Below are 21,433 nucleotides of genomic sequence, written 5' to 3' on the forward strand. Positions count from 1 at the left end.
CCTGCTTTTCGGTTTTCGACAGACTTAGGTGAATCGACTATATGCCCAACGTGAAAGTGCGAGAAAACGAGCATTTTGAAGTCGCTCTGCGGCGCTTCAAGCGCTCCTGTGAAAAGGCCGGGGTGCTGTCGGAAGTGCGGCGCCGCGAGCATTATGAAAAGCCCACCCAGGTTCGGAAGCGCAAGGCGGCGGCGGCCGTCAAGCGTCATCTGAAGCGACTCTCCCGCGAACAGCAGCGTAGCGTCCGACTCTACTGAAGCGCGGTTCGGGGGCAACCAGCATGCGTCAGGATAGTGCCCTGCTCGCGCGGCTGCAGGATGAGATCAAGCAGGCAATGCGTGCCGGCGACAAGCGCCGCCTGGGTCTCCTCAGGCTGGTGTCCGCAGCCGTCAAGCAGCGCGAGGTCGATGAGCGGATTTCCCTGAGCGACGACGATGTGGTCGCCCTGCTCAGCAAGCAGGTCAAGCAGCGTCAGGAGTCGATCGCGCAGTATGAGTCTGCCGGCCGGGATGATCTTGCGGAGCAGGAGCGCTACGAGATTACCGTGCTGCAGGAATTCCTGCCGCAGCCCCTGGACGATGCGGAAATCGATCGACTGGTAGATGCCGCGATAACGCAGACTGCCGCTGAATCGATGCGCGACATGGGCAAGGTAATGGGCGTGCTGCGCCCGCAAGTGCAGGGCCGTGCCGACATGGCCGCGGTCAGCGCCCGGATCAAGACCCGTCTGCAGTAGTATCGAACCGTTTCCCGCCGGCGTCCCGAGTTCGGCGATCGCCAGGGCTGTCTGCGATACTTGAGTGTTCAGGCGAATGTTGGCTGCCCCCTGTGATGGCAGGTGCTGAGCGCATGGCGGGACGAATCCCCGACGCATTCATTGATGACCTTCTGGCCCGGACGGATATCGTCGAGTTGGTCGCGGCCCGGGTTAAGCTGCGACGAAGTGGCAGCAATCATCACGGCCTCTGCCCGTTTCACAACGAAAAGACACCGTCCTTCACGGTCAGCGCCGACAAGCAGTTCTATCACTGCTTTGGCTGTGGCGCGCACGGCACCGCCATCCGTTTCCTGATGGAGTACGACCGGCTGTCATTCCCGGAGGCGGTGGAGCTGCTTTCCCGACAGGCCGGCATGGAGATCCCGCGTGAGGCCCGCGCAGCGGCGCCCTCGCCGGAAACCGCGACCCTGTATCCGCTGCTGGAGCGGGCGGCGGACTGTTACCGGGACTGGCTGCGGCGGCATGCCGGACGAGAACGTGCGGTCGATTACCTGCGCAAGCGTGGCCTGAGCGGCGAAATCGCCGCGCGATACGGCATTGGGCTTGCGCCACCGGGCTGGGACAATCTGCTGGGCGCGCTTGGTGATGCTGAGTCGCTGGTCCGTGCCGGCCTGGCGATCCGTAACGAACAGGGTCGGGTCTACGACCGGTTTCGCGACCGCATCATGTTCCCGATCCGCGACCGACGCGGTCGAACCGTGGGCTTCGGCGGCCGTGTGCTGGACCAGCAGGAGCCCAAGTACCTGAATTCGCCGGAGACCCCGGTGTTTCAGAAGGGGCGGGAACTCTACGGGCTTTACGAGTGCCTCGAGCAGCAGCGCAAGCCGACGGAGATCATCGTCGTCGAGGGCTACATGGACGTGGTGGCGCTGGCTCAGCATGGAGTACCCAACGCGGTTGCGACACTCGGGACGGCCACCACGGGCACGCACCTGGAGCGGATATTTCAGGTTTGCCGGGATGTGGTGTTCTGTTTCGATGGTGACCGCGCCGGGCGTGAGGCTGCCTGGCGGGCGCTGGAAAACGCCCTTGCCGTGATGCGCGACGATCGGCAGGCCCGGTTCCTGTTTCTGCCTGACGGCGAAGACCCGGACAGCCTGATACGCGAGCGCGGCGAGGCGGGGTTCCGCGCCCTGCTGGCCGAGGCGGAACCGTTGTCGGAGTTCCTGTTTCGCGAGCTGTCGACGGATGCCGACCTGCGCACGATGGACGGCCGGGCCAGGCTGGCAGAGCGCGGCGCGCCGCTGCTGGCCCGGGTGCCTGCGGGTGTTTTCCGGGATCTGCTGGTTGACGAACTGGCGCGTCGGGCGGGCGTTGACCGCGAGCATGTGCTGGCGACCATGGAGGGCCGTGAGACGCCCGCACGGCAGGCGCGCCCCTCAGCAAAGCAGCCGTTGAATCTGCCGCAGCGTCGCACGACCGTCCGACTGGCGGTGGCGCTGCTGTTGCAGCGGCCTGCGTTGGCGGCACTGGCCGGCGACCCGGCGCGCCTCGCCCGGTTGTCGCTGCCTGGCGTGCCCCTGTTGGTGCAGCTGCTTGAATTGCTGCGCGACGAACCGCATCTCTCTACAGGCGCAATACTGGAGCGATTCTCCGGAGACAGTCACGAGACGGCATTGTGGAAGCTGGCGGCCTGGGACCACATGGTCCCCGGCGATGGGATCGAGGAAGAGTTCACCGACAGCATTCGGCGGCTGGAAACGTTGCTAGCGGCCGAGCGCTTGCAATACTTACATGAGCGTTTGCAAGACGAAGGCTTGTCGGAGGATGAGCATGCGGAATGGTTAAGTCTGCTGCGAAGCCGCCGATAGCTTGTGCAATGCGGCACTCCCTGGCATTCGACCAGACCCACGCTATAATTGCCGGTTTATTTGAATTCAGTTCACCATTCACCGACCTCCAGGCGGGCAGCGATCGGCTATGAATCAGGATCAACAATCTCAGATTAAACAGCTCATTGCCAGAGGCAAGGATCAGGGTTTCCTGACTTATGCCGAGGTCAATGACCACTTGCCAGACGACATCGTTGATCCGGAACAGATCGAAGACATCATTTCGATGATCAACGACATGGGAATCACGGTGCACGAAGTCGCACCGGATTCCGACACGCTGCTGCTGAATGATTCTGCGGTGAGCACCGACGATGACGAGGCAGCCGAGGAAGCTGCCGCGGCACTCGCGGCTGTGGATGCCGAGTTCGGCCGCACCACGGATCCGGTGCGCATGTACATGCGCGAAATGGGTACCGTCGAATTGCTGACCCGGGAAGGAGAAATCCTGCTCGCCAAACGGATCGAGGAGGGCCTGGATCAGGTCGTAACGGCCCTGGCCGCCTACCCGGAATCCGCCCGTCTGCTGATCGGCGAGCACGCCAGGATCGAGAACGAGGAGCAGCGGCTGACCGACGTGGTTGCCAGCTTCCGGCCCAAGGACGACGAGCCGGCCCAGAATCCGCCGCAGGGCGGAAACAACGCGTCCAGCAACAACGACAGCGATGACGATGCGGCGGCGCAGGATACCGGGCCGGACCCGGAGCTCGCGCGCGAGACCTTCCAGCGCATCGGCGAACTCTACGATGCGATGCAGGACAGCCTGTCGGCCAATGAGCGCAAGGCGGTCAAGGGGCAGCGGCAGGAAATGGCCGAGCTGTTCCTCAGCATCAAGTGGACGCCGCGGATCCTCGACGCGCTTGTGCGCCAACTGCGCTCCGCGGTGGACCGGATTCGCCACCAGGAACGGGTGGTCATGGAGTCCTGCGTGCGCAAGGCGGGCATGCCTCGCCGTGCCTTCCTGCAGAGTTTTCCGGGCAACGAATCCAGCAGCAAGTGGTTCGATGGCCTGCTCAAGGGCAAGGATGGCTATGCCTCGAAGTTGGCCGAGGTGCAGGAGAAGGTGCGTTACGCACAGGATCAACTGGCCGAGATCGAGCGTCGTTCAGGGCTGGATATCCTGGAGATCAAGGACATCAATCGTCAGATGTCCATCGGCGAAGCCAAGGCACGCCGGGCGAAAAAGGAAATGGTCGAGGCCAACCTGCGGCTGGTGATTTCCATCGCCAAGAAGTACACCAACCGGGGCTTGCAGTTCCTTGACCTGATCCAGGAAGGCAACATCGGCCTGATGAAGGCGGTGGACAAGTTCGAATACCGGCGTGGCTACAAGTTCTCCACCTATGCGACCTGGTGGATCCGTCAGGCGATAACCCGGTCCATCGCCGACCAGGCGCGGACGATCCGGATTCCGGTGCACATGATCGAGACCATCAACAAGCTGAACCGCATTTCGCGGCAGATGCTGCAGGAGATGGGTCGCGAGGCGACACCGGAAGAACTGGCGGAACGCATGGAAATGCCCGAGGACAAGGTCCGCAAGGTACTGAAGATCGCGAAAGAACCGATTTCCATGGAGACGCCGATCGGCGACGACGAGGACAGCCATCTGGGGGACTTCATCGAAGACTTGATGGTGATGTCACCGATCGATTCGGCCACCCGTGAGGGGCTGAAGGAGGCCGTGCGCTCGGTGCTTGGCGGCTTGACCCCGCGCGAGGCCAAGGTGTTGCGCATGCGCTTCGGCATCGATATGAACACCGACCACACCCTCGAAGAGGTCGGCAAGCAGTTCGACGTTACCCGTGAGCGGATCCGGCAGATCGAGGCCAAGGCGCTGCGCAAGCTGCGTCATCCGACCCGCTCGGAATCGTTGCGCAGTTTCCTCGACGAACAGTAAAGCCGGACAATGTAAGGCCCCGTAACGAGGCATCGTTGCGGGGCCTTTTCGTGGGTGGCCGGCTGCCGTCAACGGATGCCCGAGCGACGGAGTGTCGGTTCACCGGCCATCTGCTCGCGCAGCCGCACCTGCTCCATGACACTCTGGATGCCATCGATCACGGAATCCGGCTGTTCCAGATGGATATGATGGCCGCTGCCTGGCACGATGCGCAGCTCGCCCATCGGTGCGCGCGCCGCCAGATCCTCGTGCAATTCGCGCCACAGCGCCTCCATGATCATGCCGCGTTCGTTCTGGGGCCAGGCATTCGAGCCTCGGCTCAGGATGATTATGGGTACATCGGGGAGCTCCGGTGCGGATGCTACCTGGGCGGCACTGGTGCGAAAGCCGAGCAATTCATTACGGGTCGTCGAAATCCGGAGGTCGGTAATCAGCAGCCGTTTCGCCGTGCTCACCCATTCCTCGGGGAGGTTCGGCGGCAGTTCCGGCCGGTAGAAGACCTGTCCGCGCTCGTTGCTCGGTGCGATGTTGACTCCGCTTTCCTCATAGAAGCGCAGGATCTGCTCCTCGTGGGACGGGTCAACCAGCACCATGCCCGCGACCTTGGCGGGATACCGGCGCGCGAAGATGCGCAGCGTATAGGCACTGAAGGAATGGCCGACCAGGACGAAGGGGCCGCGTTCAACGCTGTTATTGAGCAGCCGGTGCAGATCACTGGCCATCCGGCCCGCCGTGCGGGGGCCTACCGGCGCATCGCTCCAGCCCAGGCCGCCGCGATCGTAGCTGCAGACCCGCGTCGACTCGGCGAGCTTGCCCTGGACCCGCACCCATTCCAGCGAGTCGCCGCCGAGGCCCGCGTCAAGGATGACAGTGGGTTGCCCGCTGCCCTGGCAGTGCAGATGCATGCGGTGTTCGCCGGACAGTGTCGGCAGCAGGACGCCTGGCGCGGGGATGTTGGTGCCATGCACGGTGCCGTGCATGAGAACGCCCGCAATAAGGGCGGCGGCGGAAGACAGTGACAAGAGACACGATCGCATTGACGCGACCTCCCTGGTGCATTGTTGCACGGAAGCTGACTGTCCCCCTATCGCAGTTTGCAACGAACTTCAGACTGCGTCCAGTATGCTTCGCTTCGCGAAAGACAGAGGATCATCGAGCATGGAACAGACGGACAGGCGGCTGCTTGGGCAGATCGCCGTGGTGACCGGCGGCAACCGGGGTATCGGTGCCGCCGTGGCGCGGGGGCTGGCGGCGGCCGGCGCCGACGTGGCCATCACCTACCACCGATCAGTTGACGATGCCGAGACTGTGCAACGGGCCATTCAGGCCCTGGGGCGACGCAGTCTTGCAAAGCCCATTGATGTCTCGAGGCCGGAGCAGCTGACCGCGCTGGCGGAGGCGACCCGGGCCGAGTTCGGGCAGCCCACGATCTGGGTCAACCTGGCCGGTGCGGACATCCTGACCGGCGACTTCGCTCGGCAATCCGACGAGGAGAAGTTGCAGCGGCTTGTGGCCGTCGACCTGCTGGGGACCGTGCACGGGTCGTGGGTAGCCGCGGACAATCTGAGCGACGGGGGCGTGATCATCAATACATCCTGGGATCTGGCACTGCGCGGCATGGCCGGGCGCGAGGCCGAGATGTTCGGTGCGGTAAAGGGCGGCGTTACCGGGTTCAGCCTCAGCCTGGCCCGTTCACTGGCGCCCGGCCAGCGCGTGAACGTTATCGCCCCGGGGTGGATCGAGACCGCCTTCGCGCAGAAGGATTTGTCGGCGGATGCCTACGAGGAAATTGCGCAGCGGATGCCGATGAAGCGTTTCGGCCACGGCGATGATGTCGCCGAGGCGGTCATCTACCTGGCCAGTCCGGCGGCATCCTACATCACCGGTCAGGTGTTGATGATCAATGGGGGGTTAACGAGTTAGAAACAAAGTTTTCAGTGGTTCAGTTTTCAGTGTTCAGACGTTGCAGGCCCGCAACGTTGATGCCGAAGTCGTTTGGTTTGTCTGAACACTGAACCACTGAAAACTGAACACTTGCGCTAAAAAACCCCGATCGCCGTACAAGCCGAGCGGGGTTTCGAAGGCGTTTACAGCAGGGGCTGCACCCCACGCGCCTTACCGCGGCGCCATTTCCTTCTCGATCTTGTAGTCGTGGAAAATCACGCCCCAGGGTGAATCACCGACCGGGATGTCCTTGATCACCTCCAGCGTCTCGGTGTCGATGATCGAGACATCATCGCTCTCGCCATTGGCCACCGCGAGCAGGCTGCGGTCGCGGTTCATCGCCAGGCCCCAGGGCCGGTCACCGACATCGATCAGGTCGACTTCTTCCAGGGTCTCCGCATCCAGCACGGCGACCGTGTTGTCGCGCCCCAGCGAGACAAAGACCAGCGATTCGTCGGCATTCAGACGTACGTCCTTGGGCCGGGCGCGGCGCTGGCTGAAGCGATGGTTCTTGACGATGTCCCGTGCCTCGATGTCGATGATGTTGATCTCACCGGCGACCTCCGAGGTCACGTAGAGATACTTGCCATCGGCGGTCACGGTCAGCTCGCGCGGCCTTGTACCGACCAGGATGTTCGCCACCACATCGTGGTCCGGCCAGGTGATCAGGTGCACCATGTGGCTGGATTCGCTGACCACGGCGATGATGCTGCCGTCCGGCGTCGATACCACGCCTTCGGGCTCGAGGCCGACATCGATGCCGCCCTTGAGCTCGCCAGCCTCCGGGTCGACCTGCATCAACTGGGCGGTGGCCTCGTTCGAGACGTATATGTGCCCGGTTTCCGGGTGCACGGTAAATGCCTCCGGATCGTCACCACCCGGAATCGTCTCGATCAGCTCCATTTCGTAAGGATCGATTATCGCGATCAGATCGGAAATGCCGAGCGCCACGTAGAGTTTCGTGCCGTCGCGGGAGAAACCCATATCCCGCGGCCGCTCACCACCGATCTCGTCAATCACCTTGATCACTTCCCAGGTTTCCGGGTCGATCACCGAGACGGTGTGATCCCATTCGTTGGACACGAACAGGCGGCCGGTGAGCTCGTCGGCCGCCACCGGGACCATTGCGCCAAGGTAGAGGCCCAATGCCAGGCACCAGTGCTTGATTCTCATATCAGATCATCCTCCAGTCGGCTTGCGAGTTGTTGTCTCGCTTTCGGCCAATGCGTCAATCCGCGCAGGAAATATTGCCCAGGGTGTCCAGATCGTCCGGGTCGACGACACCGTCCACCGGTGCCTCGCCGATGACGCTGTCATCTTGCACGATCCACAGTGGTTGTCTGAGCTGGCCGTTTTCACGGAAGCTCAGGGGTTGCCCCTTGGACGCGTCAAAGCTCTCGAGATCCTTCAGATGCTGGATCAGGGTGTCGGCTTCGCGGCTCGCGGTCCGGGTTACACCGTCGCCTACCATGCGTAACGCGACGAATGCCGTCCAGGCGCGTTCCGTCATCGGCTCGTCGTAGGCTTCAACGAAGCGGCCGTTCAGGTCACCGGAGGAGTAGCGGCGGAACGCGTGGTGGTGCGCAACGGCCGCGATATCGTGGTCATCGGCCTGCTGATGCCACTGCTCCAGCGCATCCTGGCGCATGCTCGCGCTCGGCATGATGCTGAACAGGTTGTCACGGCAGGCCTCTCGCAGCGCGTCATCATCGGAACCGGTATTGAATACCGCCAATGCGGGGAAGCCGTCCGCCACGGACCCGGCGTCGTCACCATCGCTGGTTACGACAACGGCGATTGCGTCGTCGGCGATATCGTCGTGGCTCGCGACCACGTCCAGCGAAAATTCGTAGCCAAGAAAGCCTCCGGCCCGGTTGATTTCTTCCAGACCCATTTCGGCGCCCTTGTAGGCATCGCTTCCGTCCTCGCCGATGAAGGCGATGGAGACAATTTCATCTGCGACGCTGGCTGAAACCAGGCCCATGCCGATCAGTCCTGCCAGCAGCGGCGCCGCGTAGCGCGTTCGATTCATCAATGCTCCTCCCTGTCGGGCCATCTCTGGCCGCATTGTTCTTTCTGCCGCCCAGCATCACACCACGTATCTGTATGGCGCGTGAATGGGGAACGCTGTATCCGAGACTGAATGAGTCGTTGATTCAGCCGCAAGGGGAAAACTTCCCGCTGTGTGTGTTCACATCCTTGGACGCACTGTGCCACCTTCGGTTCACTCGGCTCGCTGCCCGGCTTCGGCAGCCCCTTTGCGCCATCGGCGCCAGCCGCGGGCTTGCAAGCGGTAGTGCACTGATGTTCTCCTTATCGGCTCGCTGGCACGTCCATTGCTACTGGTGTGGACTTGAAATGCCATAACAACGTTAACTTTTCTGGGGGACATTCACGGCGTGAGTGACAAGCCGACGATTTTGCACATGCTTGATCCGAACCCTCGGGTCAGCCCATTTGATGTCAACATGGCGGTCGACGCCGGATTCCAGCACATCATTCCCTACACCAACGTCGGGATGGAAGAAGTGCTGGGTTTGACGCAGGACGCTATTTTTTCGCGTGGTCCGAGCGGTGTGAAGGCCACAGGGCTGTTCATTGGTGGTCGCGACCCCTGGCTCGCGCTGGACATGGTCGAGGAAGCCCGCAAGTCGATGGTTCCGCCGTTTGAAATGGCGGTCTTTGCCGACCCGTCGGGTGGTTTCACGACAGCGGCCGGCCTGGTTGCCGTGGTTATCGAGCAGATGAGGGAGGCTGGCCTGGATGGCGGTCTGGACGGCACGAAGGTTGCAATTTTCGGTGGTACCGGGCCGGTCGGCCTCGTCTCGGCGGTATTGGCCGCGGACGCCGGCGCCGAGGTGGTCGTGGTTAGTCATCGCTCCGCGGAGGCTGCGGCCAAGCACACCGCCGTAATCAAGGAACGTTATGGTATCGACACGGTTCCTGGTGACGGCTCCAGTGAGTCCAGTCGCGCGGAAATCCTCAAGGACGTGCATGCGGTGATGAGCACGGCCAAGGCCGGCATTCAGATTCTCAGCAACAAGGAACTTTGCGCGGCGCCGGAATTGCTGGTCGCCGCCGATGTAAACGCTGTGCCGCCGCTGGGCCTTGAGGGCGTTGGCGTGTCGGATAGAGGCAACATTCTGGAAGGCACCGCTCGAGGTGCCCGTGGTGTGGGCGCTCTCGCGGTCGGTGACGTGAAATATCGGACGCAGAACCGACTCTTTCAGGATATGCTGGCGGGCGATGGAACACTCGATCTCGAGTTCCGGGCCGCCATGAAACGGGCAATGGAGTTGCTCGGATAAGAAGCGCCACCAGGCTTGCCTGGGTGAGCGGCGCCGCACGGCGACGCCTGACCTGAAGGATGACGAGTCGCCGGGCAACTGAAGTCCAAGAAGGAGGGTCAGGATTGTGGGAATTTTCAATCTCTTTAAATCGCAAGAGCAAGCGCAAGGAGTAAGTAAAATGGCACGAATCAACAGCATGCGTGTTGGTGAAGCATTGGTTGGTGACGGCGCGGAAGTCGCGCACATCGACCTGATCATCGGTCCGCGCGGTAGCACCGCCGAATCCGCGTTCACGAATTCCCTGACCAACAACAAGGACGGTTTCACCTCCCTGCTGGCTGTGGTCGCCCCGAACCTGATGTGCAAGCCGGCCACCGTGATGTTCAACAAGGTGACCATCAAGAACGGCACTCAGGCGGCCCAGATGTTTGGTCCGGCCCAGCGCGGCGTGGCAATGGCGGTTGCCGATTGTGTCGAGGACGGCACCATCTCCCAGGACGAGGCCGATGACCTGTTTATCTGCGTCGGCGTGTTCATCCATTGGGAAGCCAAGGATGATGCCAAGATCCAGGACTACAACTACGAAGCGACCAAGATGTCGATCAAGCGTGCGGTGAAGAACGAGCCGTCCGCCGCAGAAGTCGTTTCCCAGAAGGGCAAGGCTTCGCATCCGTTTGCTGCCCACGACTGATACACGTCGGATCAGCATGCACTAAAAAGGCCGCCATCCCGACGGGATGGCGGCCTTTTCTGATGGCGGTACGAAAACCTGGGAGCTACCTGTCGGCTTCCTCCGGGGCAGGCCAGTCCATGTCGCGATGGATCGCGATGCGGCCCCGGCGCCAGGATTCGTCGGTGTTGCCGGCAATTCGTACCGATCTGACGCCGACCGGTTCGCCGGTTTCCGTGTTCCGTATCTCGACGCGAAGCGACATGATCAACTCGCTCATTTTGTCCGCCACCGGCATGATCACCCGGTCCGCCCCCAGATCCCTGCCGATCCGGGCCTGGCAGCTGTCGCAACTGTTGATTCGCCGACCGCCCACGTGCTGTTTCGTCAGCGCCTGCAGATCGGCGTGGTCAACCAGTTCGTAGTTATCGGAGCGCTCCAGCGCATGCCGCAATTCCGAGGAGAACCGTTCCAACCGTGCCTGCTCGTGCTCGGTGATCGGCTGCTCGACACTGCCGAAGGTCATGGAGGCATCCAGCACGGCAATCTTTGTCGGTTCCGCGGCTGTGGCGCTTGTCGCCCAGGCCAGGCTCAGGGCGGCCAGCAAGCCGCCGATCCATTGTCTTTTCACTCTTTCTTCTCCTCCGCCCTGCCGGGCAACATACGCTGGAAGACGGTATCACGTTTGATGATCAGGTGGCGCAACGCAGCAGCCGCGTGCATCAGCACCAGGAACGCAAGGAAATAGGCGGAGCCCACATGAATGAAGGCGAAGATATCGTTCGCCAGTTCGTTTTCGCCGCCCCACTTGCCCAAGTCGATGGGGATCCACCAGAAATAGGTAGGGTATCCTGTGAACGAGGTGGTGAAAAAGCCGCTGATCGGCATCACCGCCATCATGATGTAGAGCACGCGATGGCTGACGGCCGCCGCGCGGCGCTCCCAGTCTGGTGTCTCAGGGGGCAGCGGCGGAGCCGGGTGGCGGATACGCCACCAGACCCGCAGCAGCAACAGCAGGCCGACGGTCAGTCCGATGTTCTTGTGATGCCGGAAAAACCAGGCTCGGGTGTCGTCGAACGGCAGGTCCACCATGTAAACACCCATGGCGAAGGCGACCATGATCATCAACGCCATCAACCAGTGGAGACTCATCGCGAGCCGGGTGTACCGTTTGCCGGTGTTTGCTTCCTGCGCCATAACGATCCTCGTTGTCCCTGCCATGCCGCCCCGAGTCTGCGGAGTTGGCATGAATCGTACATGAACACTCTGCTCGGCGTTTTCTGTTGAGGAAACACTGATTTATCCCCGCGTCTGCGTCCGAGGCCGGTTTTGGCCCCTCGGGTTGGGCCGCATTTTCCCCGATTGCTGCGTTGCGCTGCTTGACCGCAGAATGACTGCGGCGCTGCGCAGCGCGCCTTGCCTCGGAAAAAATGCGGACTCCTACGCAGGCGTGCGAATAGATCAGTGTTTCCTTAGTTGCTTTTCCGACTTCGTGGACAATGGTGTGTTCCGGGAAAATCTCCCGACTGGCGGATTTCGCCCCGATTCTGGCCGAATCCCGGCGAACCGTCCGCTGATAACCGGCTTTGAACGAACAAGGGCACGTTTTCCCGGTCGGGCGGGGAGCATTTGGCGCAGGTTTGTTGTCATATTGCGCGACGATGGTCTGACCGGTGAAACAATGGCCTGCCTCTGGCGCTGCGTGACCAGATTGCCGGACAGCTTTCGATTTCACGAGCGGGTGGATATAAAGGTGTCCGCTCGGATTCGGTTCGGAGAGGAGGGAGGAGTGCCGTCCGCTGCGGTCGGGTATCCTCCGAATAATCATTTCGAGAGTGGAGTGAACAATGAAGCGATTCAGTCTTGTCGCATTGCTTATGGCATCCCTGGGGTTTGCTGCAACGGCGCTGGCCGAAAACGAGGCACATGATTACCCGACCATTGACCGCTATCAGTGGATTGAGGAGTGCATGTATTTTCAGGGCGAACGCAATTTCGAGACGCTGTATGCGTGTGCCTGCGCCATCGACGTGATTGCGGAGCATATGCCGCATGAAAAGTTCGTGCAGGCGGACACGGCGGAAAAGGCGGCAACCGTTTCCGGTGAGTCCGGCGAGTATCTGCGGGAACCGGCTCGCAACATCCAGGAACTGCGGCTTGCCTATGGCGAGGCAAAAAACGAGGCCGACAAGCGGTGCTTCGTGCGGCCGAACCGGCTGCGAAACATCTGGCCGGAGTTTTAAGCCTAATACCTGTCCCGGGTCTGTCCGGACCCGGGATATTGCCCCCTGCCTGCCCTCGGTTTTCCTCGCCTAATACTTTGGTTGTAACCCTTCCGTCGATCGTCCATTTCCCGATCGAATGCCGCTGTCCACGGCGGTTTCCTCCCAGTCGCTGCCGTCCGTCGAAGAGTGCGCAACGGTTTGTGACAGAAACGACGCACCGTTCTAACGGTGTTGAACACTCGAATCTGCGGCGCCGGTTGGTCGATTCCCCACGAGCACAGGCGAGATGCCGCTCAAGACAAGGTCTTGCGACACTTCCTGCTCAAGGGCATGGGATTGGCCTGCATTTTGAATGCCTTCTACCGCGGTGGATTCCGATCGCCACCGCCCGAGTGACTGTGTCCTTGGGTGAAATCTGATCGGATCTGTCTTGCGGTACCGGCAACCCCCAAGCGCCGGGCGCCGTCACACAAAACACTAGGAGGGGGAGAAGAAGATGACTCCGACGAGACTTTCTCGTACGACCCTGGCCTTTATGGCTTCTGCGTCCATGGGCGCAATGATGCTGTCCGGTGGTGCGATGGCCAACCAGAGCGTGTTGGACCGCATCGATACCAACGTCAACCACGCGATCACCGGTGGTAACTACGAGCAGCACCGCTTCAGCGAGATGGACCAGATAAACCGGGACAATGTGCATCGCCTGGTGCCGGCCTGGACCTTCTCCACCGGCGTGCTGCGTGGCCACGAAGGTGAGCCGCTGGTCGTCGACGGCATCATGTATGTGCATACGCCGTTCCCGAACAACGTCTACGCCATCGACCTGGATACCCGGGAGATTGTCTGGGCCTATGAGCCGAGCCAGGATTCCAACGTCATTGGCGTGATGTGCTGTGACACCGTCTATCGTGGCCTAGCCTACGGCGACGGCAAGATCTTCCTGCAGCAGGCGGACACCACCCTGGTCGCCCTGGACGCCAAGTCCGGTGAAGAGCAGTGGTCGGTGAAAAACGGTGATCCGGCCGTCGGTGAAACCAACACCAACGCCCCGCTGGTTGCTGGCGACAAGGTCGTCACCGGCATCTCCGGTGGTGAGTTCGGTGTGCGCGGTTTCGCGATCGCCTACAACATCGAAGACGGTTCGGTGGCCTGGAAGGGCTACAGCACTGGTCCAGACGATGAAATGATCGTCGACCCGGACTCCACCACCCACATGATGGAGCCGATCGGCGCCAACACCGGCCTGGATTCCTGGGAAGGTGACGAGTGGACCCGCGGTGGCGGTACCACCTGGGGCTGGTTCTCCTATGACAAGGACCTGAACCTGGTCTACTACGGGACCGGTAACCCGGGCACCTGGAACCCGGAACAGCGCCCGGGCGACAACAAGTGGTCCATGACCATCTTCGCTCGTGACCTGGACACCGGTGAAACCAAGTGGGTCTACCAGAAAACCCCGTGGGACCAGTGGGACTACGACGGTGTTAACGAAAACATCCTCGTCGACATCGAGATCGACGGTGAAGAGCGCAAGGTCATGGTCAACTTCGACCGTAACGGCTTCGCCTACACCCTGGATCGTGAAACCGGTGAGCTTCTCGTCGCCGAGAAGTACGATGACACCGTGAACTGGGCCACCCACGTCGACATGGAAACCGGCCGTCCGCAGGTTGTGGACGAGTACGCTCCTGGCGTCCAGGGTGCTGACGTGAACACCACCGGCATCTGCCCGGCGGCTCTGGGCTACAAGGACCAGCAGCCGGCCTCGTTCAGCCGTGACACCGGCCTGTTCTACGTGCCGACCAACCACATCTGCATGGACTACGAGCCGTACGAAGTGTCCTATGTGGCCGGTCAGCCGTATGTCGGTGCAACCCTGAGCATGTACCCGACTCCGGATTCCTTCGGCGGCATGGGCAAGTTCATTGCCTGGGACGCCGCCAAGGGTGAAGTGGTCTGGGAGCAGGAAGAAGCCTTCGCTGTCTGGTCGGGTGCGCTGACCACGGCCGGTGGCCTGGCTTTCCACGGGACCCTTGAGGGCTACATCCGTGCCCGTGACAAGGACACCGGTGAAGAGCTGTGGAGCTTCCGTACCCCGTCCGGCATCATCGGCAACGTGTTCACCTACGAGCATGACGACAAGCAGTATGTCGGTGTGCTGTCGGGCATCGGTGGCTGGGCCGGTATCGGCATGGCTGCTGGCCTGGAAGGTGATTCCGAAGGCCTGGGTGCTGTGGGTGCCTTCCGTGGTCTCTACGACCACACCCGTCTGGGTGGCACTCTGACCGTGTTTGCACTGCCTGACTTCGATTAATCGATAACAGGTAAGGCACACAGTCGGGCCGGTCGCATTGCGACCGGCCTTTTTTTTTGTCGCGAAAGTGAATAAAAAGAAGAGTCCCCGTTGCAGGCCTTCCCGTTGGTCCGCCGGGCACGTGATCGGGTTTGATCCCGGATGACCTTGGATGTGGAGATGAAAAGAATGAAAAGCGATACGAATGCCCTCCGTTCGAGCGGCATGAGGTTCTGGCTTGTTCTGCTGATCGCCATGGTGGGTGGCGCCATGGTGCTGACCGGTTGCGGCGACAGCTCTGTCGAACAGGAGGAGGTTGTCGAGGAACTGGATGATGTCGAGGATGCCGCGAACAATGACGATGAGGCGCTGTCTGAAGAAGCGGATACCGAGGAGCTTGATGAGGCAGCTGAAATCGACGCTGAGACCGAAGCGGACCGCGATCTTTATACGGTGGTTTGCGAGACGGATGCCGACGGACGTCGTGTCAGTTGCGCTGTCGATCAGGACACCTTTATTGGCTGGCGTTCGGTGGGCAGCAATTGCGCTGTCTGCCACGGTCAGGAAGCGGCCGGGTCATCGTTTGCGCCGAACCTGATCCGGCGTGTGAACGAGATTTCGGAGGAGCAGTTTTTCGAAGTACTCAAGAATGGGGTCCAGACCGAAGGCAGCGCGATGCCCGGCTTCGGTGACAACCCCAACGTCTGGCCCCGGCGGGAAGCGATTTACGCCTACCTGAAGGCCCGTGCCAACGGGGATCTCCCGGCGGGCCGTCCGGAGCGACTGCAGGACTAGAACGCCCGTCCCCCGGGATTGGCGAAAACGAAAACGGGCGGCGGTTGACCGCCCGTGTTCTATGGTGAGGAGTTACAGAATGTTGTTGTTATCGGTCAATTGGATCCGGCGTGCCGGGCTTGCCATGCTGCCTGCCGCCACGCTGCTGCTGGCTGCGCCAGCGGCCATCGCCGACGATATGTTTACCCGGGACCACGGTGGCCCGCCGGAGGAGCGTGGTGCTCTGCGCATCTGTGCCGATCCGAACAACATGCCGTTTTCGGGTGCTGGCGGTGAGGGCTTCGAGAACAGGATGGCCGAATTGTTCGGTGAGTCGCTGGACCTGCCGGTCGAGTTCTTCTGGCTACCCCAGCGGTTTGGTTATATTCGCGCCACGCTGCGCAGCTGGGTCGACGAGGAACGTCGTTATCGCTGTGACATCATGATGGGTGTGCCGCAGGAGGCATCAGGGCTAAGCACCACGACGCCTTACTATTACACAACCCATATGCTGGTCTTCAAGAAGGACCACCCGGTCTTCAGCGAATACGAACAGGCCAACGATCTCCTTGCCAAGGGTATTCCCGCCGATACCAAAATCGGCGTGTTCGATCGCTCGCCGGCCAATGAATGGATGATCCGCAATGGCATGCGGAACAACATCAAGGGCTACATCATGGCGGACGGCGACATCGGTTTCTATCCCGGCAAGGTTATCGAGGGTGACTTGGCCGAGGGCAATATCGATGCTGCGATCATCTGGGGTCCCATCGCCGGTTATTACGCGAACAAGGTCACCGAGGAGACGGGGCAGGAAATTGCCATGCTGCCGATGGAGTCCGACGTGCGGGCCCAATTCGACTTCGGCGTCTCGGTGGGCGTGCGTGCCGGCGACCACGAACTGATGCGGCCACTGCAGGTGGCGCTGCGTGAAAACGAGGACGAGATCAAGGCCTTGCTCGACGAGTATCACGTGCCGCAGGTTGATCGCCCGGAACGGCGTCGGCGTTAAGGAAACACTGAATTATTCGCGCGCCTGCGTTGGAGTCCGAAATCAATGTCTTTGGTGGTAACGGGTGGAGTGGCATGGCCACTCCCGCCCGAGTCTTTTTGTCGACAATAATTTCGCGTTTGGAGGAGCCCCCCGTGAAACCCTTATCATTACTGGCAACGCTGACCCTTGGTCTGAGCATGGCGGCGACAACGGCTTATGCCGATAACCGGGATGAGTTTTCCAAGGCCAATCAGCTGCTTTTCCTGACGCCGCATATGGATGCGCTTGACGAATCCGGAATCGATGTCCGCTATCGGTATGAGCGGTCCGGTACGCACCAGGAGCCGGACGACGTCTTCTCGGATCACATCACCCTGACCATCACCGACGTGCTGGATGACAGCTTCCGCGCCGGTGAGGTGGAGTTCCTGACCGGTGAGCGGCAGCGGCCTTTCCCGGGGTTCCGGCAGGCACGAGGCAACCCGGTCCTGGCCGGATTTCTGCAGCATGACGTGCATCGCATGGGCCTCGCCTCAAGTGCTCCGGTCCGGTATTTCCAGGATCGGATCAAGATAAAGCTGGAAGAAGAACCGGTCATGGAGGAAGTCAGCTTCGAATTCGACGGTGAGGAGTTCGACGGCCACCGCATTACCGTGACGCCGTACGCCGATGATTCGGATCGCAGCCGGTATGACCGGGAGTTCTGGGAAAAGTACTACGTCTTTACGGTTTCGGAAGAGCTGCCGGGCTTCATTTATCAGCTCGAGGCGGTTGCACCGAATTCCAATGGAGAAGAGCCGTACTACAAGGATGTCCTGACCCTGGAATCGATCGAGCGGCCGTAGGCAAGAGCAGGCCGGCATCGCATCAATCGACCCGGCAGGCCGCCGATGTATCAGTCATCGGCGGCCTTTTCCTTGCTGCTGCTCCGCTTTCGCCGGGCCTTCATGGTCGGCCCAGGGTTGCGATGCACCAGCTTGTCCTCCGGCGGTGGATCAACCAGCGCACCCCAACGGAGTTCCTCGTCCTGGACGTAGCGCTTGCCAAGCTGTAGCGCGATCTGCGCGCGCGCCAGTTCCACGCCCAGGTAAAAGGCATGGCCACCATCCTCCTCCACGCCCAGGTGGGGAAACAGTTCAAACGGGTCGTGATGGCTGTGCAGTCCGTCGCGATTGTAGATATGCAGGCCTTCTTCGGTCACGTGAATCCGGAAGTTCGGGTCGCGGACGCGGCCGGCGAGTTCGCGAATCTCGTCCAGGGTGTCCGGGTACGGTTTGCGCTCGTGCAGGGCGAGCAGGTCGCCCCCGTAGCCTTTCGGAAGATCCTGATTCTCCCGGGATGCGTACATGACCCGGCGCGCCCGATCAGTTTCCCGGACCACGGTTCGCGCGTGCTCCGAGACCTGTGTCGTCAGCATGTAGGTAATGCGAAGCTCCGAGCAGATGCCCATGAGCAACGTGCTGATGCCGACGGTGTCCGCCTCGGTCAATTCGGTCACATTGCCCGCGCCGAACATGATGTCGGTTTCCGGATGCCGTTGCCGCAAGTCGCGATAGCGGCAGATGGCCTCGGTAAAGCCGAAATGAATGGGGTCGAGAATGGCGTCGGCGACATGATGACGGCCCCGCTGTTCCATGCCCTTGATGGCTCGGCTCAGCGAATCCAGGTCACCTGCCTCGGCCGGAATCAGGATCGGCGTCGACGGGACCTCATCGGCAATCCACAGCGTGTTCTCGGTCAGGCTGAGCAGATAGTCGGCACCGGCCCGCCCGCCGCGCAACAGGTCATCGCTATTCAGTGAATCGACACTGACCTTGAAGCCCGCCTGCTGCAGGGCCTGGACCGATTCCTCCAGGTGCGGAAACGGCGTTTCCGGCAGGCAGCCCAGGTCGATGACATTGGCGCCTTCCCGGCAAAGGGTCTCGGCACGCCGGACGATGTCTGCCACCTCCAGTCGCGGTGCGTCAGTAATCTCGGCAAAGATGTTTAAGTCATAGCGACTCAGGTCCGGGGCCTTGCCCTTGAACCCCAGGTGAACCGGAAGGTCTTTCAGGTCAGTGGGACCTCGCTCCACCGGAATGCCATAGCGTTGTTCCAGTTCCCGGATGTCCCCGCGGCAGTGGCCAGGCAGCATGATGCGGTCAACGTCGCTGACGCTTGGCAGACGCCGGCCGATCATCGCCACGGTCATCAATGCGGCCACATTGATGCCGATATTGTGCACGTGGTAACGGCCCTCCTCCGAATCCAGTTCGGCAAGGATTCGACGCAGGCTGGGCTCTGCAAGGTGGCCGGTCAGGAATAAGATGGAGTCGCTCACGAGTGGCCTATCAGGCTGCAGTCGGCCGCATTTTTCGCGAATGCAGTGTTGCGCCGCTTGACCGCGGAATAACTGCGGCGCTGCGCAGCACGCCTTGCCTCGGGAAAAATGCGGACTCCAACGCAGGCGTGCGAATAAATCAGTGTCTCCCTAGACGCCAGGTATCCGTGGACGCACCGGCAGTCACGGCGTGCCCGGTCGTGCGACAGCCAGACTGCTGCATGACCGGGCCAGGAACGGCCCGGGGCGGGTCGCGTCTCGTTCAGGAATTTCCCAGCTTCACATTATGCCGGCGCATCTTGCGATAGAGGGTGTTTCGGCAGACGTTGAGGTGCTTCGCGACGCGGGTGATGTTCCAGCGATGGCGTTCGAGGACCTCCACCAGCGCTTCCCGCTCCGCAGCTTCCAGCGGGTTGGTGCTGACTGGCGCCTCACCGCCGTCGTCCTGTCCGCCGGAGTCCCCCGACATGGAGCCGGTCATCTCCATCTGCCGGAGTTCCGGAGGCAGATGCTCAAGCTCCATCACATCGTCCGACAAGGCCAGCGCTGTTCGCAGCACAAGCCGCAGCTGACGGATGTTGCCGGGCCAAGGGTACTCGTGCAGCAACGACCAGACCGCATCATCGATCTCCACGTTCCGGCCATCCTGGACCTCGGACTTGAGGATTTCGTTGATCAGACGCCGTTTGTCACTGCGTTCATTCAATGACGGCAAGGTCAGCGTCAGGCCGTTAAGGCGGTAATACAGGTCCTCACGGAAGGCATCGCGCTTGACCAGATCCTTCAGCGAGCGGTGGGTCGCACTGATGATACGAATATCCACCTTGACCGCGGTGCTGCTGCCCAGCGGCAGTACTTCCTTGGTCTCAAGCACGCGTAATAGCCGGGCCTGCAACTCCACCGGCATATCGCCGATTTCATCCAGGAACAGTGTGCCCCCATTGGCATCCAGAATCTTGCCACGCTGACCCTTGCGACTGGCACCGGTGAATGCACCGGCGCGGTAACCGAACAGCTCGCTTTCGATCAGGGTGTCGGGTATCGAGGCGCAGTTGACGGCGATGAACGGCTGATCTGCCCGGCTGCTGGAGTCATGGATTGCACGGCTGAAGACTTCCTTGCCGGTACCGGTCTCACCCTGCAGCAGCAGCGGAATATCCTGTTCGAGGATCCGCTTGGCGCAGCGGATGTTGTACGCCATCGTGCTGTCGCCGTAGTGCAGGTTGTCCAGCGGCGTGCTATCCGGCACCGCGCCGGGCGCATTACCGGCCTCGGACCGGCTATCCGTGTCGGGGACCGTTCCCACGAGTTTGTCTTCCATGCCTCGCGGACGCTGCACCACCGCGAAGAATAGCCGGCTATGTGTGACTTCGCGGAGCGGCTTCGGATGCAGGCCCTGAAAACGCGGTCCGATACACAGTTCCTCCATGCCGGTTTCGAACAGTTCATCGATGCCCTGGCCACGGAGCTGGTTTTGGTCCTCCATGCCAAGCTGCATCAGCGCACTGCGATTGGCGTTCAGGATCTGTCCGTCACCGCGAATGGCGATCATCCCCTCACCAGAGGTCGCCACGTATTCGGCGCGGCTGTGAAAGCGCAGCACGAAATCCTCTTCGTGGGCCTTGAGGAACAAGCGGTTTTCGATGATCTGTGCCGACATGTCCACCAGGGCCATGGTGTGCTGCTGGGCGTACTGGGAGTCACTGGACGCGTCCAGCACGCCGAGCAGAGAACCGTCGGGACTGCGAATCGGCACGGCGGCACAGGTCAGCCCGGTGTTGCGCGAAAGAAAATGCTCGGCGTGGTGGATGACCACCGGACGTTTCTCGACCAGGCAGGTGCCCATGCCGTTTGTGCCCTGTTCGGGCTCGTTCCAGAGGCCGCCGGCACGGAGGCCGCTCTCGCGCACCGACCGTTCAAAGCCGGCTTCGGAAAGGCAGCGCAGAATGACGCCTTCGTGATCGGTCAGGACCACGGCATATTTCGACCCGGCCACCTGCTGGTAGAGAGTCTGCATCTCGAAATCAGCGATCTCGATCAGATCACTGAGGCGATCCTCCCGCTCCCGCAGTTCCGGATGTGTCAGGATCGGTGGTGACTTGTCGTCATCGGGGTTCAGTCCGTAATGTTCGGCGCAGCGGCGCCATGACGCCTCTATTGTCGTTTTCCCGATTCTCCTCTCTCCATCCAGAGTGGCCCGCACCAGGGCCGCATGATCAACTGCGCTATCAGGCATCGTCATGTCACAAGCTCTCTTCCGGGATTATCGTTGTTCTTGTCTGTTGTTTGTTGTCGCCGATGGTTTGTCCCCCTGAGCATTTCACCGCGCCGGCACCATGTTGCGCCGACACGGATAACCGGCATTGGCCGGCAAAAGCTGAATCGCTTCCTCGCGGGATGGTGATAAGTGTAG

The 21,433-nt window shown here is 61.3% G+C and carries 19 protein-coding genes; 12 read left to right on the forward strand and 7 right to left on the reverse strand.

Annotated elements, in window-relative coordinates; all coding sequences use genetic code 11:
- Positions 1-41: 41 nt before the first annotated feature.
- From rpsU to rpoD, 4 genes are all read left to right on the forward strand, one after another.
- Positions 42-257, forward strand: coding sequence for a 30S ribosomal protein S21 (gene rpsU, locus M0534_RS03495; RefSeq protein WP_248567027.1), 216 nt, complete (start codon positions 42-44; stop codon positions 255-257).
- 23 nt (positions 258-280) lie between these two features.
- Positions 281-736, forward strand: a complete 456-nt coding sequence (locus tag M0534_RS03500; RefSeq protein ID WP_248567028.1) for a GatB/YqeY domain-containing protein — start codon at positions 281-283, stop codon at positions 734-736.
- Positions 737-849: 113 nt separating this feature from the next.
- Positions 850-2,589, forward strand: a complete 1,740-nt coding sequence (gene dnaG / locus M0534_RS03505; RefSeq protein WP_248567029.1) for a DNA primase — start codon at positions 850-852, stop codon at positions 2,587-2,589.
- 109 nt (positions 2,590-2,698) lie between these two features.
- Entirely contained in the window at positions 2,699-4,510 is a 1,812-nt protein-coding gene (gene rpoD / locus M0534_RS03510; protein WP_248567030.1) for an RNA polymerase sigma factor RpoD, read from the forward strand.
- Between the two features lie 68 nt (positions 4,511-4,578).
- Here the strand turns inward: rpoD and M0534_RS03515 are convergent, their stop codons facing one another.
- A complete protein-coding gene (locus M0534_RS03515) occupies positions 4,579-5,490 on the reverse strand; it encodes an alpha/beta fold hydrolase (RefSeq protein WP_248567031.1) in 912 nt (303 codons plus the stop codon).
- A gap of 178 nt (positions 5,491-5,668) precedes the next feature.
- Between M0534_RS03515 and M0534_RS03520 the strand changes: the two genes are divergently transcribed.
- Positions 5,669-6,433: an SDR family NAD(P)-dependent oxidoreductase gene (locus M0534_RS03520; protein WP_248567032.1), complete on the forward strand. Its 765-nt coding sequence runs from the start codon at positions 5,669-5,671 to the stop codon at positions 6,431-6,433.
- Positions 6,434-6,625: 192 nt separating this feature from the next.
- Here the strand turns inward: M0534_RS03520 and M0534_RS03525 are convergent, their stop codons facing one another.
- Both M0534_RS03525 and M0534_RS03530 read right to left on the reverse strand, forming a co-directional pair.
- Positions 6,626-7,627, reverse strand: coding sequence for a YVTN family beta-propeller repeat protein (locus M0534_RS03525; protein ID WP_248567033.1), 1,002 nt, complete (start codon positions 7,625-7,627; stop codon positions 6,626-6,628).
- A 55-nt stretch (positions 7,628-7,682) separates the two neighbouring features.
- Complete coding sequence (locus tag M0534_RS03530; protein ID WP_248567034.1) at positions 7,683-8,486, reverse strand: ABC transporter substrate-binding protein; 804 nt, start codon at positions 8,484-8,486, stop codon at positions 7,683-7,685.
- Between the two features lie 367 nt (positions 8,487-8,853).
- Between M0534_RS03530 and M0534_RS03535 the strand changes: the two genes are divergently transcribed.
- Positions 8,854-9,762 (forward strand): NAD(P)-dependent methylenetetrahydromethanopterin dehydrogenase, encoded by a 909-nt coding sequence (locus M0534_RS03535; protein WP_345894694.1) that lies wholly within the window; start codon positions 8,854-8,856, stop codon positions 9,760-9,762.
- A gap of 160 nt (positions 9,763-9,922) precedes the next feature.
- Entirely contained in the window at positions 9,923-10,435 is a 513-nt protein-coding gene (gene fae, locus M0534_RS03540) for a formaldehyde-activating enzyme (protein WP_248567035.1), read from the forward strand.
- 85 nt (positions 10,436-10,520) lie between these two features.
- On the opposite strand, the gene M0534_RS03545 is transcribed toward fae, so the two are convergent.
- Positions 10,521-11,045, reverse strand: a complete 525-nt coding sequence (locus M0534_RS03545; RefSeq protein ID WP_248567036.1) for a DUF3280 domain-containing protein — start codon at positions 11,043-11,045, stop codon at positions 10,521-10,523.
- On the reverse strand, positions 11,042-11,611 hold the full coding sequence (locus M0534_RS03550) for a cytochrome b (RefSeq protein WP_248567037.1): 570 nt from the start codon (positions 11,609-11,611) through the stop codon (positions 11,042-11,044). The genes M0534_RS03545 and M0534_RS03550 overlap by 4 nt, the downstream gene beginning before the upstream one ends.
- Before the next feature lie 650 nt (positions 11,612-12,261).
- On the opposite strand from M0534_RS03550, the gene M0534_RS03555 reads away from it, so the two are divergent.
- The 5 genes from M0534_RS03555 (at position 12,262) to M0534_RS03575 (ending at position 17,545) form a co-directional block, all read left to right on the forward strand.
- Entirely contained in the window at positions 12,262-12,657 is a 396-nt protein-coding gene (locus M0534_RS03555) for a hypothetical protein (protein WP_248567038.1), read from the forward strand.
- Between the two features lie 517 nt (positions 12,658-13,174).
- Complete coding sequence (locus M0534_RS03560; protein WP_248567142.1) at positions 13,175-14,953, forward strand: methanol/ethanol family PQQ-dependent dehydrogenase; 1,779 nt, start codon at positions 13,175-13,177, stop codon at positions 14,951-14,953.
- A 168-nt stretch (positions 14,954-15,121) separates the two neighbouring features.
- Entirely contained in the window at positions 15,122-15,727 is a 606-nt protein-coding gene (locus M0534_RS03565; RefSeq protein ID WP_248567039.1) for a c-type cytochrome, read from the forward strand.
- Positions 15,728-15,806: 79 nt separating this feature from the next.
- Entirely contained in the window at positions 15,807-16,718 is a 912-nt protein-coding gene (locus M0534_RS03570) for a quinoprotein dehydrogenase-associated putative ABC transporter substrate-binding protein (protein ID WP_248567040.1), read from the forward strand.
- A gap of 134 nt (positions 16,719-16,852) precedes the next feature.
- Complete coding sequence (locus M0534_RS03575; protein WP_248567041.1) at positions 16,853-17,545, forward strand: hypothetical protein; 693 nt, start codon at positions 16,853-16,855, stop codon at positions 17,543-17,545.
- Positions 17,546-17,595: 50 nt separating this feature from the next.
- Here M0534_RS03575 and M0534_RS03580 read toward each other — a convergent pair whose 3' ends face one another.
- On the reverse strand, positions 17,596-19,020 hold the full coding sequence (locus M0534_RS03580; protein WP_248567042.1) for a DUF6513 domain-containing protein: 1,425 nt from the start codon (positions 19,018-19,020) through the stop codon (positions 17,596-17,598).
- Positions 19,021-19,282: 262 nt separating this feature from the next.
- Entirely contained in the window at positions 19,283-21,262 is a 1,980-nt protein-coding gene (locus tag M0534_RS03585; RefSeq protein WP_248567043.1) for a sigma-54-dependent Fis family transcriptional regulator, read from the reverse strand.
- Positions 21,263-21,433 lie beyond the last annotated feature (171 nt).

This window comes from Methylonatrum kenyense (assembly GCF_023195885.1).
GTDB classification, from domain to species: Bacteria; Pseudomonadota; Gammaproteobacteria; order Nitrococcales; family Aquisalimonadaceae; genus Methylonatrum; species Methylonatrum kenyense.

Bases quoted from the DNA above. Each gene is read 5' to 3' on its own strand.
- M0534_RS03525 (WP_248567033.1), bottom strand. From the start codon at position 7,627: ATGAGAATCAAGCACTGGTGCCTGGCATTGGGCCTCTACCTTGGCGCA.
- M0534_RS03550 (WP_248567037.1), bottom strand. From the start codon at position 11,611: ATGGCGCAGGAAGCAAACACCGGCAAACGGTACACCCGGCTCGCGATG.
- M0534_RS03570 (WP_248567040.1), top strand. From the start codon at position 15,807: ATGTTGTTGTTATCGGTCAATTGGATCCGGCGTGCCGGGCTTGCCATG.
- M0534_RS03530 (WP_248567034.1), bottom strand. From the start codon at position 8,486: ATGAATCGAACGCGCTACGCGGCGCCGCTGCTGGCAGGACTGATCGGC.
- M0534_RS03520 (WP_248567032.1), top strand. From the start codon at position 5,669: ATGGAACAGACGGACAGGCGGCTGCTTGGGCAGATCGCCGTGGTGACC.
- rpoD (WP_248567030.1), top strand. From the start codon at position 2,699: ATGAATCAGGATCAACAATCTCAGATTAAACAGCTCATTGCCAGAGGC.
- M0534_RS03500 (WP_248567028.1), top strand. From the start codon at position 281: ATGCGTCAGGATAGTGCCCTGCTCGCGCGGCTGCAGGATGAGATCAAG.
- rpsU (WP_248567027.1), top strand. From the start codon at position 42: ATGCCCAACGTGAAAGTGCGAGAAAACGAGCATTTTGAAGTCGCTCTG.
- M0534_RS03565 (WP_248567039.1), top strand. From the start codon at position 15,122: ATGAAAAGCGATACGAATGCCCTCCGTTCGAGCGGCATGAGGTTCTGG.
- M0534_RS03560 (WP_248567142.1), top strand. From the start codon at position 13,175: ATGGCTTCTGCGTCCATGGGCGCAATGATGCTGTCCGGTGGTGCGATG.
- M0534_RS03555 (WP_248567038.1), top strand. From the start codon at position 12,262: ATGAAGCGATTCAGTCTTGTCGCATTGCTTATGGCATCCCTGGGGTTT.
- fae (WP_248567035.1), top strand. From the start codon at position 9,923: ATGGCACGAATCAACAGCATGCGTGTTGGTGAAGCATTGGTTGGTGAC.
- dnaG (WP_248567029.1), top strand. From the start codon at position 850: ATGGCGGGACGAATCCCCGACGCATTCATTGATGACCTTCTGGCCCGG.
- M0534_RS03515 (WP_248567031.1), bottom strand. From the start codon at position 5,490: ATGCACGGCACCGTGCATGGCACCAACATCCCCGCGCCAGGCGTCCTG.
- M0534_RS03585 (WP_248567043.1), bottom strand. From the start codon at position 21,262: ATGACGATGCCTGATAGCGCAGTTGATCATGCGGCCCTGGTGCGGGCC.